The sequence below is a fragment of the Actinokineospora auranticolor genome, assembly GCF_002934265.1.
Taxonomy (GTDB): domain Bacteria; phylum Actinomycetota; class Actinomycetes; order Mycobacteriales; family Pseudonocardiaceae; genus Actinokineospora; species Actinokineospora auranticolor.
This window is the reverse complement of sequence record NZ_PTIX01000029.1, coordinates 17222-30909: the sequence shown is the minus strand read 5'-3', so window position 1 is coordinate 30909 and position 13688 is coordinate 17222. Positions and strand designations below refer to the sequence as shown.

15 protein-coding genes and 1 pseudogene are annotated in these 13688 nt (G+C 69.7%); 5 read left to right on the top strand and 11 right to left on the bottom strand.

Going from position 1 to position 13688, the window contains the following annotated elements; genetic code table 11:
* Positions 1-787: 787 nt before the first annotated feature.
* Positions 788-1144: an STAS domain-containing protein gene (locus tag CLV40_RS32315; protein WP_219824170.1), complete on the bottom strand. Its 357-nt coding sequence runs from the start codon at positions 1142-1144 to the stop codon at positions 788-790.
* Between the two features lie 393 nt (positions 1145-1537).
* Between CLV40_RS32315 and CLV40_RS38530 the strand changes: the two genes are divergently transcribed.
* Positions 1538-1675, top strand: coding sequence for a hypothetical protein (locus CLV40_RS38530; protein ID WP_181043881.1), 138 nt, complete (start codon positions 1538-1540; stop codon positions 1673-1675).
* 383 nt (positions 1676-2058) lie between these two features.
* Complete coding sequence (locus CLV40_RS38525; protein ID WP_181043880.1) at positions 2059-2232, top strand: hypothetical protein; 174 nt, start codon at positions 2059-2061, stop codon at positions 2230-2232.
* A 497-nt stretch (positions 2233-2729) separates the two neighbouring features.
* On the opposite strand, the gene CLV40_RS32310 is transcribed toward CLV40_RS38525, so the two are convergent.
* The 3 genes from CLV40_RS32310 to CLV40_RS32300 are packed head-to-tail and all read right to left on the bottom strand — an operon-like array spanning position 2730 to position 6449.
* Complete coding sequence (locus CLV40_RS32310; RefSeq protein ID WP_104482808.1) at positions 2730-3893, bottom strand: lysylphosphatidylglycerol synthase transmembrane domain-containing protein; 1164 nt, start codon at positions 3891-3893, stop codon at positions 2730-2732.
* A complete protein-coding gene (locus CLV40_RS32305) occupies positions 3890-5248 on the bottom strand; it encodes a HupE/UreJ family protein (RefSeq protein WP_104482807.1) in 1359 nt (452 codons plus the stop codon). Before CLV40_RS32305 ends, CLV40_RS32310 begins: the two co-directional genes overlap by 4 nt.
* A gap of 1 nt (position 5249) precedes the next feature.
* Positions 5250-6449 (bottom strand): DUF3500 domain-containing protein, encoded by a 1200-nt coding sequence (locus CLV40_RS32300; RefSeq protein WP_219824169.1) that lies wholly within the window; start codon positions 6447-6449, stop codon positions 5250-5252.
* Positions 6450-6727: 278 nt separating this feature from the next.
* On the opposite strand from CLV40_RS32300, the gene CLV40_RS32295 reads away from it, so the two are divergent.
* Positions 6728-7357, top strand: a complete 630-nt coding sequence (locus CLV40_RS32295; protein ID WP_181043879.1) for a PepSY domain-containing protein — start codon at positions 6728-6730, stop codon at positions 7355-7357.
* A gap of 75 nt (positions 7358-7432) precedes the next feature.
* On the opposite strand, the pseudogene CLV40_RS32290 reads toward CLV40_RS32295, so the two are convergent.
* A pseudogene (locus CLV40_RS32290) lies at positions 7433-7762 on the bottom strand (polyprenyl synthetase family protein); the annotation flags it as partial.
* A 42-nt stretch (positions 7763-7804) separates the two neighbouring features.
* Positions 7805-7978, bottom strand: a complete 174-nt coding sequence (locus CLV40_RS38520) for a hypothetical protein (RefSeq protein ID WP_181043878.1) — start codon at positions 7976-7978, stop codon at positions 7805-7807.
* Between the two features lie 82 nt (positions 7979-8060).
* On the opposite strand from CLV40_RS38520, the gene CLV40_RS37555 reads away from it, so the two are divergent.
* Both CLV40_RS37555 and CLV40_RS32280 read left to right on the top strand, forming a co-directional pair.
* Positions 8061-8552 carry a hypothetical protein gene (locus CLV40_RS37555; protein ID WP_146108330.1) on the top strand — a complete coding sequence of 164 codons (492 nt, stop codon included), beginning with the start codon at positions 8061-8063 and terminating at the stop codon, positions 8550-8552.
* A 248-nt stretch (positions 8553-8800) separates the two neighbouring features.
* Positions 8801-9607, top strand: coding sequence for a phosphatase PAP2 family protein (locus CLV40_RS32280; protein ID WP_146108329.1), 807 nt, complete (start codon positions 8801-8803; stop codon positions 9605-9607).
* Positions 9608-9728: 121 nt separating this feature from the next.
* On the opposite strand, the gene CLV40_RS32275 is transcribed toward CLV40_RS32280, so the two are convergent.
* From CLV40_RS32275 to CLV40_RS32255, 5 genes are all read right to left on the bottom strand, one after another.
* Positions 9729-10271: a phosphatase PAP2 family protein gene (locus CLV40_RS32275; RefSeq protein WP_104482801.1), complete on the bottom strand. Its 543-nt coding sequence runs from the start codon at positions 10269-10271 to the stop codon at positions 9729-9731.
* Positions 10268-10951 carry a phosphopantetheine-binding protein gene (locus CLV40_RS32270; RefSeq protein ID WP_245931703.1) on the bottom strand — a complete coding sequence of 228 codons (684 nt, stop codon included), beginning with the start codon at positions 10949-10951 and terminating at the stop codon, positions 10268-10270. The genes CLV40_RS32275 and CLV40_RS32270 overlap by 4 nt, the downstream gene beginning before the upstream one ends.
* Positions 10948-12240, bottom strand: coding sequence for a salicylate synthase (locus CLV40_RS32265; RefSeq protein WP_181043877.1), 1293 nt, complete (start codon positions 12238-12240; stop codon positions 10948-10950). The genes CLV40_RS32270 and CLV40_RS32265 overlap by 4 nt, the downstream gene beginning before the upstream one ends.
* On the bottom strand, positions 12240-12461 hold the full coding sequence (locus CLV40_RS32260; RefSeq protein WP_104482859.1) for an MbtH family protein: 222 nt from the start codon (positions 12459-12461) through the stop codon (positions 12240-12242). The genes CLV40_RS32265 and CLV40_RS32260 overlap by 1 nt, the downstream gene beginning before the upstream one ends.
* A gap of 238 nt (positions 12462-12699) precedes the next feature.
* Positions 12700-13647, bottom strand: coding sequence for a M56 family metallopeptidase (locus CLV40_RS32255; protein WP_219824168.1), 948 nt, complete (start codon positions 13645-13647; stop codon positions 12700-12702).
* Positions 13648-13688 lie beyond the last annotated feature (41 nt).

The following is a 13688-nucleotide window of genomic DNA, read 5'->3' as shown; positions in this document are numbered from 1 at the left end:
ACCTCCACCACCTCGGCTTGCCCACCGACACCATCCCCAGCAGCATGGCCGCGCATACAAGCCTCTCCGCCGAAGCGATACAACGCATCGCCACGCTCCTCGCCTCCTTGCCTGCCCAGCTCTCCACCCCTACCGAGCCAACCTGAACCAACTGTGACCTCTTCCGGTCCTTGCGAGACGTGCCCCATGCGGGAGCAAAATGGGGAGCAAACGGGGAGCAAGTATGCGCCATAAACGGCCTTCAACTACATTCAACGACTCTGAACGAAACCGTGTTGACCTGCGGAAGCATCACATCCGCAGGTCAACACGATATGCCGTACATAGTTCACACCGAAGGGGTCACTGGTTCGATCCCAGTATCGCCCACTGGTTATATTTGCAGGTCAGCGCCCCGCCAACGGATCACGTTGGTGGGGCGTTGATCGTTTCGGGGAGCACGTGGGGAGCTGCGTGATCTGACCCCAATCGCCATACCGAAGGGGTCAGGCCGTTTTCGTTGGCACAGCGTCGTTTCCGGGTCGCAGCCAGCACACCTCCTGCTCGCGGCAGATGATCACGGGCGCGACCAGCGCGTTCTCGAGCTATCGGCCGATGATGCCATGGTGGCTGGCGCCATCCCTGACGGAATCGGTCAGCCGCAGACGTCGAGGGTCGCGCTGGCCCGGATCGACCTAACGTGGTGAACTGTGATGCAGATCATGATCTTATGCGCCTAGGTGTGATTGACGTGGCGCGGTCGCGTTCGTAGGCGTCGGTACCTGATCGACGTCACTCACGCATAGAATCAACCCCGTTCGACATCCACGGCGGCGTGTTCCTCGGCGAGGGTGAGTACATGTTCCAGGCTGCTGACGGTGATGGCACGCCGCGTCACGCTGCCCTTCGGGGTGACCACGACGAGTCCGCTGCCGGTTGTCCGGGCCCGCTGGTTGGCTGAGACCAGGGCGGCGAGTCCGGCTGAGGCAAGGAAAGTGACCTCGGTGAAGTCGACGACCACCACCGGGGGCGCCGGGTCATGGGTCAGGGCGGTGTCAAGGGCGTCGGTCAAGGTCGACACGGTGCCCATGTCGACCTCACCGCGAGCGTGCAGGACGGTTCGGTCCGGCGTCTGCTCGATCGACACCGTGAACAGGATGGACATGCCGGTGCCTCCACTCCGTGCGGTGAGGGCAGCTGGCTGCTCAACCGCCCGGATAGGTGACCTGAGTTTATCCATTCACGTTTCGCGATGCATGACTGGCGGCGGCGGTGCCTCGGTTCCCTAGCCGCGAGTCGCGGTCGGTGCCACTGCCGACACGCCTGGTCGGAGATTCGACCCATCCGCTGGTACGGTGCCCCCGCGATCACGGGCGCCGACAACCACACCGATGGCGCACGGCCGCCGCGAGCGGAACGCGGCCCGGGCCGTGCTGGAGGACCACCGCGTGGGCCTGATCACCGACCGCGTCCACGAGGAGGCCGGCCGCGTCGCCGGTGGTCGCCTGCTTCGCCCGGTCTTGGTTCCCTGGTCCGCTCGCGACGACTTGGAAGACCTGTGCGACGCCCCCTGGCCATCCGGCGCGACTGGGCGGGCGACGTCCGCGGCTGCGGGATCGACTCCGGTTACCACTTGGTCGAGGAAGCCCTCACCGAACGCGCCACCGCCCTGAGCGCCTTTCTCCAGGCGAGGTAGCCCAGGCATTTGATCCCCTCAACTCCGCCCTCGACTGCGATTCACATTGTTAGTTGGTTCGCGATGCGGTTGTTCGGCTTTGCGCGAGGGCAATAGAAATACTTCTCGGCGGGTGATGTGTGTCCGCTACGAACCTCTGACTTGCGGTAGTCGATGCCTCGTGCTGAAGGACGGAGAACCCAGCCGAATTCCTTTACGAAGCCCGGGTGGAGCCGATTATCGCCCGTCCCGGTGGCCGGTTCACTCGGTTGGGTGTTTGTCTTTTGTGGCGTCGTGGCGGTGTATCCCCTCGCGCCTATAATGCGCCCGGCAGGCAGTATTCGGTTTGGTCGGCGCGTTCATGCGCCGGCGTGAAAGGACTTGTTCGATGGCTTGGATTCGTCGTGTACCGGTCGATGAAGGGCTCCGCGCAGCAGGTCATCGCTGCGGGCACCGCGGTCCTGCTGGCGTTCTTCGCCGTACGGCTGGTCCCCGCGCCCGCGGTGGCCCTCGGGGTGGCGGTGTTGGCCGGGCTGTTGATCGGGAAGTTGTCGGTCTTCGGCGAGAGCGGCAAGTGAATCGGCGTCTCCGCCGTACTCGTACTGACCATCGGCGGGGCCACCCGCGAAGTGATGCTGTTGGGCCGCTTGGTCGAGACCGCGATGGGCGCGGTGATTGGCAGCCTGATCAGCGCCCTCGTGCTGCCACCGACGTACGACCGCTGGGCACGTACCACCACCGCCGAACTCGCGGGCGAACTCCGCGCGGTCCTGTCCGGACTCGCTGACATCCTGCATGCTGGCGACCACCCCAGCGATCCTCACGAGTTGATCCGGCGGACCCAGCAGTCCGAGCACCTCGTCCGGCACGCCGAGCAGGCCGTCCGGTTGAGCACGGAGGCGGCGCGGAACCATGGAGTTTGTCCTTGTGGACGCCGACGGTGTCGGGAAGGGCCGGGACTTGTGTCTCGGTTGAGCGCGACTTGTGCTCCTGCTGGAGCGGTGGCTGGCCCCATGGTGGTGCGCACGGCGGTTATGGAGTCGAGATGGTGGATAACGCTGCGACCGCTTGTTGGTCAGGGAGCGTTGTTGCCGTTGTGTGCGGCAGGTTTGGTGTTGAGGGTGAACCAGGTGGCGAGGCCGGGTGGGATGACGAGCCAGCAGGACAGGAGCCGGTAGACGAGGGTGATCGCGGCGGCGGTGGCGATGCCTGTGCCGAGGAGGCCGAGGCCCGCGATGAGGCTGACCTCGATCACGCCGATTCCGCCGGGGCTCATTGGGATCTGCCGGACGAGCTGGATGCCGAGGTAGAGCAGGCCGAGGTCGACGGGTGACATGGTGACGTCGAAGGCCGCGGTGACGGTGATGAGGCAGAGCAGGTCGGCGGTCCAGTTGGCGGAGGCGTAGCCGAGTCCGGACAGCCACGACCGGAGCGGGACCGAGCGCATGCCGCGTAGCGCGGCCCGGACCGAGACGAGCGCGCGGTGGGTGCGCGTGGCGTCCGGCGGGGTGGGGCTGCTGTCGTTCTCCCGCACGGGTGGCCGGGCCGGTCCTCGGGTGCGGCTGTTGTGGACGGCGACCGCGGCTGCCGCGCCGATGGCCAGCAGGGCGGGCAGGAGGGTGTGCCAGGGTTGAGCGAGGGTCCAGCGGACCGCGAGCCCGCCGAGGTAGATGCTCGCGAGTCCCAGTGCGGACACCACCCCGGAGGCGACGGTGACGGTGGCGGTGGTCGTCCGGCTCGCACCGAATCGGCGGTATTGCTCGACGGCGAACAGTGCGGAGACGACCGTGCCCGCGGGCAACGTCATCGACATCGCGGACCGGCTGTAGGTGATGGCCAGCATCGACCCGGTCGGCACGCGCACCCCGAACCCGGCGAGCAGTGCCTGCTGCTGCTTGGCGAACATCCACAGCGAACCTACCTGCAAGCAGGCGGCCAGCAGGATCAGCGGTAGGTCGACCGCGGTGAACGCCTCCACCAGGCTCGACCACGATGGCAGGCTCCGCACGGCGAACCACCCCGCGGCCACCAGGGCAAGGACCACAAGAGTCGACCGCACCGCCCCGGCGAGGGCGCGCGGTCGGGAGTGGGGCTCGCCCGAGGTCGGTCGCGACTCCTCGGACTCCTGGCTGGAGGCACATGGCTCCGGGCGGGTGGCGGGGGTGGGGATCGACATCGGCCCGAGGACGCTCGTCACGGGGCGCGGCGCGGGCGGCGATGCGAGGGCGGGCGTTGTCATGGGTCAACTGTCACTGCTCGGCCTGTGCCGGTCATGGACGGTTCCTGTGTGCCTGCTGTGAGCGTCGGCGTGGTCGCGGGCAGGCGCAGGCGCTTGACCGCGTACGCGCCGACGGACAGCGCGATGAGTCCGCCTGCCAGCGGCACGGGGTGGTCGACGAGAAGGTCCCCGAGTGGTTCGAGCGGGTTGCCCGCGAGCAGTCCGGAGCGTTCGGCGAACCACGCGGCGGCCAGCAGGGCGCCGACGGTGGCGGCTGTGACGCGCGCGTGGGTGTAGAGGGTGGTGCGGCTGAGCAGTACCAGCGACGGCATGACGAGAGCGACCACGAGGAGCTGGGTGAGTTCGATGCCGACGTTGAACCCGAGCAGGGTGAGCACGAGGTTGGCGCGGGTGAGATCAAGCTCGGCGAGCAGCGCGGCGAACGCGAGGCCGTGCAGCAGGCCGAACGACCCTGCGATGAACACCTCGCCGCGACGCACGATCGGCCGGATGGCGTGGATCGCCGAGACCAGCACCGACAGCGCGATCCCGCTCTCCACCAGCCGGGTCGGCAGGTGGATCAAGCCGGTGGCGCCGAGCACGAGGGTGATGGAGTGGCCCGCGGCGAACGCGGTGACGACGTGCACCACCCGCAGGGCGGCGCGGCGCGGGTCGGCGCGGCGGGTCCAGCGCCTGCCGCCCGCGACGAGCGGGGCGGGCAGCAACAGCATGATGAGGAACAGCAGGTGGTCGCTGCCCCCGCCGATGTGCTCGACACCGAGTTCGACCGAGGAGAGGAACCCGGTCGCGGCGACGGGCTCGGCGGCGGTGACCACGACGCTGGTGGTCTGCCAGGACAGCATCGCCAGCGTGGTGTAGTCGCCGGCGTGCCCGTCGCGGGCCGAGACGAACGCGCGGTGGGAGACGAGCTGGTCGATGACCGCGTCGTAGGCGAAGGTGAACTCGCCCACCGTGCCGGTGGCGGGGGTGAGGGTGGCGTCGAGGAGGAGGTGGTCGACGCCGTCGACGCTCTCGACCCGGCCGCCGCCCACACCGGTGCTCCAGGTCTGCCCGTCGGTGCCGGTGGCCGACATGTGGTGTTGGACGTAGGCGCGCAGGTGGGCGATCGTGTCCGGGGCGAGCACGGTATCGGCGGTGTAGGTGGTGCCGAGGGCGACGTCGAGCTGGTCGATCGGCAGCTGGACCGTGGCGGTGACTTCGTCGGTGTCGACGTCGAGCAGGACGGCGCTGGTGCTCAAGGGGTGCGCCGACGCCCGCACGGTTGCGAACAGCAGCAACGCGATCAGCGTGCCGAGTACCGGCAGGAGCCTGCGGGCGACGGTCACCGGCCCGAGCGGCCGGATCGGTGCGGGCATGTCAGGAGCTGGGGTTGGAGCTGCCGTAGTCGTCGTTCTTGTCGCGGAGCACACCGTGGTAGTGCACGTCGGGGGTGCTGCGGCTGCGGGTGTTGACCAGCTCGATCCACACCCGGGGGCCGTCGACGCGCAAGTAGGTGCTCTCGCCGTCGACGCTGGTGTTGTTGGCGTAGGCGAGGTGGGTCTGCTCCAGCGCCGACTCGTAGGTCGACAGCAGCGACGCGGCCTCGCCGGGCGCGGCGTCCTCGACCCAGGCGGCGATCGCGGCCCGCACCAACGGTTTCTGGTCGGCCGACAGCTCGCTGACCGCAAGTCCCTCGGGGGTGGGGAACTTGCCGCTGTCCACGCCGGGGCCCATCATGATGTCGTTGACGGTGGCCGACAGCTTGGCTTTGGCGTCTTGGGCGTCGGTGAGCGAGTCGAACACCGCGAACGCCGTACCCGCCTTCTCCTTCATCGGCTCGACGGCGGTGTTGTCGATGGTGAAAGCCTTCGGTTCGGTGCCGGTGAAAGCCGGGGTGACGCTGGCCGTGCCGGACTTGTAGGTGTAGTTGCGGGCCAGGTGGTGACCGCCGAACTGGACCATGAACGGCTCGGTCGCCGACGGTGTCCCGTACACGGCGACGTAGTAGTTCCCGTCACCGAAACTGTCGTTGCCGCTGGTGCTGTTGGCCTGCAACCAGTCATCGGCCCGCTGGATCGCCTCGACCTGCGCGTAGCCCTTGGCCGACAACATCGTCTTCACCACGGCCATCGCCGCGGACTTCGACGCCTCGCTCAGGTCGGTCAACGCGATTCCCTTGCGCGGTACGTTCGACGCCGGGAAGTTCGACCAGGTCTGCCGTGACACGTTGTCGGTGAAGTCGAACGTCGCGGTGTCCTTCTGCTCGTCGCTCAGCGTCGACAGGAACGACTGCACCGCGGTCACCACTTCGGCGGTGTTGGCACCGGAGGCGTTCTCGCCGTCGGTATCCAGGTCCACCGCGGTGAACGTCTGCTGCCCACCACCACCGCCCCCGGCGCCGCCGGGTCCCCGCGCACCCGACGACGTGGTCGCCGTGGTCCCTGTCGAACTGTCGGTGCCGCACGCGGTCAACACGAGGGCCGCCACCGCCAACCCCGCCGTGGTCACCACGACCCCCCGGCCACGACGACCCGTCCGGACTTTCGGCACCAACTCCTGGTACCCGATCGCCGGCACCGGCCCATCGATACCTGGATGTCGAGTCGACACAGGATCTCCTCCAGCCGGGTTCGCTCGGCTCGTCCGCTGCGCGGTATCCAAGAGGAAGCGCGACATCCAATGTAGGAAGCGATCGTGTGCGGCCGCTGCGCACGGCGTGGAGGACCACCCGGAAGGGTGACATCGACGCCGGTCGGCTCGTAGGCGGTTCCCAGGCCGCGCACAGCACCACCACAGCCAAGGTCCTCAGGATGGTGTCATCGGCTCGACAGCAGCCGCACATGGAGGAGCCCGAAATGAACCTACCCCGTCGTGGAATCCGCCGATGGACCGGCATCGTCGCCGCGGGCACTGTCATCACAGGCGGTCTCCTGCTCGGCATCATCAGCACCGCCAGTGCCCAGAACGAGACCACCGCGCCCACGACGACCTCGGCAGCGCCCCAGTCCACCGACAGCTTCGACCACGATGGCAAGGGCAACCGCTCCAACGAGACCCCGCTCACCGGCGCCGACGCCGACAAGGCAAAGGCCGCCGCCCTGGCGAAGTACCCCGGCGCGACCGTCGACCGCGTCGAAACCGATTCCGACGGCGTCTACGAAGCCCACATCACCACCACCGACGGCAAGCACGTGACCGTCGAGATGGACAAGAACTTCACCATCACCGGCGAGGAGACCGGACACGGCGGTGGTCACGGCGGTCGTGGGAACGCCAACGAGACCCCGCTCACCGGCGCCGACGCCGACAAGGCAAAGGCCGCCGCCCTGGCGAAGTACCCCGGCGCGACCGTCGACCGCGTGGAAACCGATTCCGACGGCGTCTACGAGGCCCACATCACCACCACCGACGGCAAGCACGTGACCGTCGAGATGGACAAGAACTTCACCATCACCGGCGAAGAGACCGGACACGGCCCCAAGTAGCCCACCACGTGAACCCGACCGCCCGGTGACCCCTCGCGACCGGTCACCGGGCGGCGTGACCAGGTGCCTGCCCGCCTAGGGCAGGACGTCGAGCGGCGCGAGGCCCATGCGCAGCGGCGTGGCGATGTAGTAGGCGCCGTTCTTGTACCGCGCGATCCGCAGTTCCGCGGTGTCCGGCAGACCGTCAACAACGCGGTCGACCAGCCTTGGCACAGCACCCCAAAGGGCGATCGAGCAGACATCGCTGTAGCGGGTGGGTTCGCCATACCATCCTGCCCGCTTGTGGTGCGCGGCCAGCCGGGCTCGCGCGGTGGGCCTGCCGCGCCGCGTCAGGCCGCCGTCCATCACGTCGTCGTAGAGCATGCGGACGGTCTGGATGACCTCCAGGGCCCCGCCCATGGTGTCGACGGTGTGCGGGTCGCCCGTACCGCCTGCCGCGCGCCACCCCTAGTAGCAGAACCGGGACCGAGGCCGCTTCCCGACGGGGTTGGCGACCAGGTCCCGCGCCGGGTCGAAGTGTTCGGTCAGCCCGAACCGGGTGAACACCCGCACGTGCTGGCGGAGGAACCGGTCGATGAGTGTCCCTACCCGGTCGCCGACATCGGTGGACTGGTCGGACATCGCCTCTCCCGCGGTTTCTTACGGACATCGGTCTACCGGCCTGGGGAACCGGGTGTCGTGTTTGGCCCGGGGTGTCGAACGCGTGGCGGTGATTGCCGAGCCGGAGTGCGGAGAACACCGCGATGCGCGGCGATGGCGCCACACCCGTTTCCCTGCCGGTGTATTGGTCCTGCCTCTGCCTGCGGAGAGCTGGGCGCGACAAGCGTCCGGGTGCTCGGTGACCGATCATAGCCGCTGGCGCACTCGCAAGCCGTCGGAGCAGTGCTGTGCGTCGATGGAAAGGGGGGTCTTCGCTGTGGGATCGGGTGAACTGGATGTCTTGCTGGGTGGGTTGTTCGCTGTGTGCGGCCAGAGTGCACGGTGGACGTTGATGTCGGTGGTTGGAGAGTTGGTTCTGGTGTCGGAGACGAACGCGCCCTCCGGTGATCTTCCGTTGTCGTTCTCGGTTCCGGAGCAGTTCCGGTCGATCGATTTCGCGGTGTCGGCTGAGGACAACACGAACCACGCCGGGGCGACTGCACACCACTTTGAAGCCGCCCGGTTGCGGACCATTCGTGATCTCGTCCAGGTCTGAGAACCCTGTCGGCGTGTCAGGCCCTTGACCACCTGGACTCGCGATCAAGTCGATCCTCGTGCTTTCTGAGGCCACTTTGGACACATCGTCGTGCGGGTCAGGCTGTCATCAACCAGCGCGGTGTTGCTCACGCCGACGCGTTGGGAACTTCTGTGTTCCCTGCGCCGGGGCATTGTTTGTCGACCTTTCGGGTGAAGGTGGGTCTGTTGGGCCGGGGGCGTGGGCACTCCGAGGGGGTGAAGGGCGCGATGGGTGGGTCCGATGCCAGGTTCGGCGTGCGGACGGTGTTGGCGCTGATGTCCCTGACACTGGTCGCCATCCCGTTCGGCCTGGTGTTGTTCCTCGTCCAGGACAAGTGGTCGCCCTTGCTGTCGGCGGACAACGGGCTCCGTGACGGTCTGCACCGGTTCACCACGGAACACCCGTGGTTCGCCGGGGTGATGCGGTTCCTGAGCACGGTTGGCTCGGCCCCGGTGTACTTCGTCGTGTTCGCGGTCGTGACCGGATGGCTGCTGTACCGGCGACTCCCCCGCCTGGCCGCGTTCGCCGTCGTCGCCGAGGTCGGTGGGGCGGTGCTCAACCAGGTGGTCAAGACCCTGGTGCACCGGGCCCGGCCGATCGTGGTGGACCCGGTCGCGCACTTCTCCGGCATGAGCTTCCCGAGTGGACACGCGCAGTCCGCTGTCGTGTCGTATTCGTTCCTGCTGCTGGTGTTCCTCCCCGCGATGAGCATCTCCTGGCGCCGGATCGCCGCGGGGGTCGCGGTGGTCATGGTGCTGGGCATCGGCGTGTCGCGGGTGGCGCTCTCGGCGCACTACGCTTCCGATGTCCTGGCGGGTTACATCCTGGGTGCCGCGTGGGTGATCGCGATGACCGCGACGTTCAGCGCGTGGCGCCGGGAGCGTGGCCGGAACGGGGTGCGGCCGAGCGAGGGCCTGGCCCCGGAGGACGCCGCTCGGCTCACCCCGGCAGCGCTCCCCGAACCGCGGCCCGCGGCCGACCGGGAGTCCGCGGCGGACGCCACTCGGCCCGGATCCGGGGATTCCCGGCAATAGGACGGAATATTCCACGGCGTTGGCCGCGCTATGCCCCGCTGATCGACTGCATCACGGCCAATCGCCGGAGGCGCCGGTTCGGCCACGGGTTCGGCCGTGCGATCCGGGTCGCCTCGGTGTGTCAGTCCCGGGTGGTGACGAGCGGGCGGGGAATCCGGTCGACCAGGAAGCGGTGGGCCCACCGGCCGGTCACGCCGATCGCGGCGCCGATGAGGAATCCGATGAGGACGTCATGCGGGTAGTGCGCACCCAGGTAGACGCGGGAAACGCCGACCAGCACGGTGATGGCGGTGGCGGTCAGGCCCAGGGCTCGGTCGGTCAGCAGAATCGCCGCGGCTGCCGCGGCGGCGATCGTGGCGTGGTTGCTGGGCATCGAGAAGTCGGTGACGTAGTCGCACGGTGCGACGGTGGGCAGGTGCAGGACCTGACACGGTCGGGGTTCGCGCACCAGCACCTTCACCAGGTTGCTCACCCCGTAGGCCAGCAGGACGGCCACCGGCGCCCAGACCGCCGTCGCGCCTGCCGCCGGGGACCGGTTTCGGGCCCGCCGCCAGGCCACCACCATCAGCAGGGCCAGCAGCACGAGCGCCCCGTTCGTGTAGAGCGACGCGATCGTGTGCAGCCACGGGGTGCGTTCGGCGAACCCCAGCATCGTCGTGGTCACGCGCGGTTCCCCGGCCGGACCAGCCGGATGGCGATGGGCAGCAGGGACACCACGACGATGGCCGCGGTGATCGGCAGCAGGTAGGTGTCGACGTTCGGGATGGCGCTGCCAAGCAGGCAACCCGCGATCGTGACACCGAGCGTCCACAGCAGTCCGCCGAGGACCTGCCAGCGGGTGAACACCTTCGCGGGCACCCCGGTGAGCCCGGCGAGCGGGTTCAGCACCGTCCGCACCACCGGAATGAACCGGGCCAGCACGATCGCCTTCCGGTGCCCGTACGACTCCAGGAACCGCCTGCTGCGCGTGACACCGTTGTGCAGGTGCGCGGCGACCCCGCCAAGGCGCTGGCCGGGGGCTCGGCCGAACCAGTAGGCGTGCTGCAGCACGGCCAACGGGAACGAGCCGTCCGGATCGGGTTCGCGGGCGGGCGCCGCGGGCTCGGCGGCGGTGCCCGCGCGGTCGGCCAGCAGCGCGGCCCACGCGCCGAGGGTCGGGTTCGCGGCCAGTTCGGCGAAGTCGACGGCGAAACCCGCCCGGCGCCACGTGCCGACCAACCTCATCAGCGCGATCGAGTCCAGGCCCAGCTCGAACAGGTTGGTGTCCGCGGTGATGTCCTCGGGCTCCTCCTCCGTCGACTCGGCGACCGCGGCCAGCAGGGCGGCGTAGTCCACGGCGCTCACCTCGCGGCTCCCCTCGGCTCGGCGGGCACGAGGAACCGGGAGACGCTGCGCAGCTTCTCGCAGGTCTCCGTCCACTCGCGTTCCGGTGTGGACAGTGCGATGACGCCCGCGCCCGCGCGCAGCCGGGTCCGGCCGCCCGCGCTGAACACGGTGCGCAGCACCAGGGCGGCGTCGAGGGCGCCGTCGGAGCCGACGGTCAGCACGGCGCCGCTGTAGAGGCCGCAGCGCGGCTCGTGCCTGCCGATGGTCTCGACCGCGGCGGCCTTGGGGCTGCCGGAGGCGGTGATGGACGGGAAGAGCGCGGCGAACGCGTCCCAGGCGGTGCGCCCGGCGGCCAGTTCGCCGCGCACGCGGGAGGCCAGGTGCTGCACGCTGCCGCGCTCGCGCACGGTCATGAACTCCTCGACCCGCACCGACGCGGGCACGCACACCCCGGACAGCTCCTCCTGGGCGAGCTTGACCGAGATCGCGTGCTCGAAGATCTCCTTGGGGTCGGCGAGCAGCTCCCGGCGGGTGGCCTGGTCGCGCGCGGGATCGCCGACCAGGGCGCGGGTCCCGGCCAGCGGCCGGGTGGACACCCGCCCTGACGGGTCCACCTCGACCACGGTCTCCGGGCTGAACCCGGTCGCGCGCAGGCCACCGAGGTCGAGCAGGAACGAGCGGGCCGGGGTGTTGCCACGCCGCCCGGCGAGGTAGGTGGCCGGGAAATCGATCTCCGTGGACACCGGGACGACCCGGGACAGGATGACCTTGTCCGGCCCGCCCGCCCGGATGTCGCGGACGGTCTCGGCGATCGCGGCCAGGTAGGCCGGGTCCGGCGCCTCCGGGTCGGCCAGACCGGCGGCCGGGGCGGGCCACGGCCGGTCGTCGACCGCGGGCGGTCCCGCCGGGACGGCGTCGTGCTCGCCGTCCCGGCCGATGGGCAGCTCGTGGGTGGGGATCACCAGGTCGAGCAGCGGGCCGTCGGCGTGGCCGAGGTGCAGCAGGCGGGCGAGTTCGAACGCGGCCCAGCCGTAGGCGCGCCAGGTCGGCAGACCGGTGTCGGCCAGCAGCTCCGCCACTTGGCGCAAGGGGTCTGAGCCCAGCGGGACGCGCCACTCCCCTGCCGAGGTGGTCCACGTGATGCCCGCGCCGTCCATCCGCAACCGGGCGCGGGAGCCCGCGGCCAGGACCCACCGGGCATCGCGCTCGTAGAGCACGAACGGCGGCTCGGCGCGGCTCGCCGCCACCGCGGCGACGAGTAAGGGGTCGGCCACCGCCGTGGCGACCGCCTGCGGGATCGCGGTCACTAGTCCTGCCCCGATGCCATGCGCTCGACCAGGCTCAGCGGGCGCAGGTCGGTCCAGACGCGGTCGACGTAGTCCACACAAGACGCCCGGTCCGCGGGGCCGTACACGGCGGTCCAGCCCGCCGGGACGTCGGCGAACACCGGCCACAGGGAGTGCTGGTCCTCGGCGTTGACCAGGACGAGGAACGTCCCGTCCTCGTTGTCGAACGGATTGGTGGACATCGGCGTGCTCCTCGAACGGTCCCGGCTGCGGGCAGGCGGCATCCGCCGAGCGCGGCACGCACGGCAGGCACCTGGGGTTGGCCACGCCGACGAAATCGTCCCAAGAGGACAGTGCGATCACCGTGGCGCGTCAGGTGTCGGACGTCGTTCCCCGCGAACCGCGCACGGTCGTCGAGCGACGCGCCACCACCTGAGGTTAGCCTAGCCTATCTTCTACTGATGTGTAGAAGCAAGGGCCTCAGAACGCGTCCCAACCGGCCACACCCAGCAGCTCGAACAGGTCGTAAACGCACTCACCGGTCCACACCGCGGTGCCGATCGCCAACAGTGGCAAGAGGACTCCCCACCAGCGGCCCTCGCGGCCGGGTGCGAACAGCGCGGCGACCCGCCGCGGCACGATGCCGGGCGCGGCGCCCAGGGCCATCAGCGACCCGGCGGGCCGTTCGGCGCGGCTGCCCGCGGCGGCCAGCGCGGCGTGCCCGATCGCCCGCCCGACCCGTTCGCGGTCGCCGATCGCCACCGCGGCCGCCTCGTCGGCGGCCCGCTCCACCAGGTACTCGACCTGTCCGGCGACCGGCCGCAGCAGCGGGTGCGCGACCGCGGCGACGCGCGCCCACCACAGCAGCCGGTGGTGGCCGCCGTCGAGGTGGGCGCGTTCGTGGGCGATCACGGCGTCGAACTGGCGCTCGTCGAGCAGGTCGCGCAACCCCCTGGTGACGACGATCCGACCGGGCCGCCCGGGCACCGCGAAGGCGTCCACCCGCGGGTCGTCGAGGAGCACGACGGCGCCGCCGCCCGCCCAGCCACCGCTCGCCACGCGCAACTCGCGCCTGCGCCGCGCCCAGGCCCGCAGCCCCGCGGCCACCACCACGACCAGCCAGCCGAGGGAGACCCACGACACCCAGGGGACATGGGCCGTGTCGTCGACCACACGCTGGTGCGACCAGCCACCCCAGCTCGCCACGACCGGCAGTTCCGCGAGCGCCTTGAGCGCGAACGCGGCGAGGTTGACCGTGGACGCGACCGCCGCGACGAGCGCAGACCCCGCGAAGACCCGCGCGGCCAGGCCCGGACGCAGCCGGTCGACCAGCAGCCAGGACACCCCCAGTACCAACAGCGGTGTGGCAACCATGGACCAGGCGAAGTGGTCGAACACGGTGTTCCCCTCGGCGGACGACACGGTCATCCTGCCGGTCGACCAGCGTGGAAGTCCATGTGCGCCGAAAG

Excerpts from the sequence above, each read along its gene's own strand:
- CLV40_RS32315 (WP_219824170.1), bottom strand. The coding sequence starts at position 1,144 with ATGTCCATCCTGTTCACGGTGTCGATCGAGCAGACGCCGGACCGAACC.
- CLV40_RS32310 (WP_104482808.1), bottom strand. The coding sequence starts at position 3,893 with ATGACAACGCCCGCCCTCGCATCGCCGCCCGCGCCGCGCCCCGTGACG.
- CLV40_RS38520 (WP_181043878.1), bottom strand. The coding sequence starts at position 7,978 with ATGTCCGACCAGTCCACCGATGTCGGCGACCGGGTAGGGACACTCATC.
- CLV40_RS32305 (WP_104482807.1), bottom strand. The coding sequence starts at position 5,248 with ATGCCCGCACCGATCCGGCCGCTCGGGCCGGTGACCGTCGCCCGCAGG.
- CLV40_RS32280 (WP_146108329.1), top strand. The coding sequence starts at position 8,801 with ATGGGTGGGTCCGATGCCAGGTTCGGCGTGCGGACGGTGTTGGCGCTG.
- CLV40_RS32260 (WP_104482859.1), bottom strand. The coding sequence starts at position 12,461 with ATGTCCACCAATCCGTTCGACAACGAGGACGGGACGTTCCTCGTCCTG.
- CLV40_RS32255 (WP_219824168.1), bottom strand. The coding sequence starts at position 13,647 with ATGACCGTGTCGTCCGCCGAGGGGAACACCGTGTTCGACCACTTCGCC.
- CLV40_RS32295 (WP_181043879.1), top strand. The coding sequence starts at position 6,728 with ATGAACCTACCCCGTCGTGGAATCCGCCGATGGACCGGCATCGTCGCC.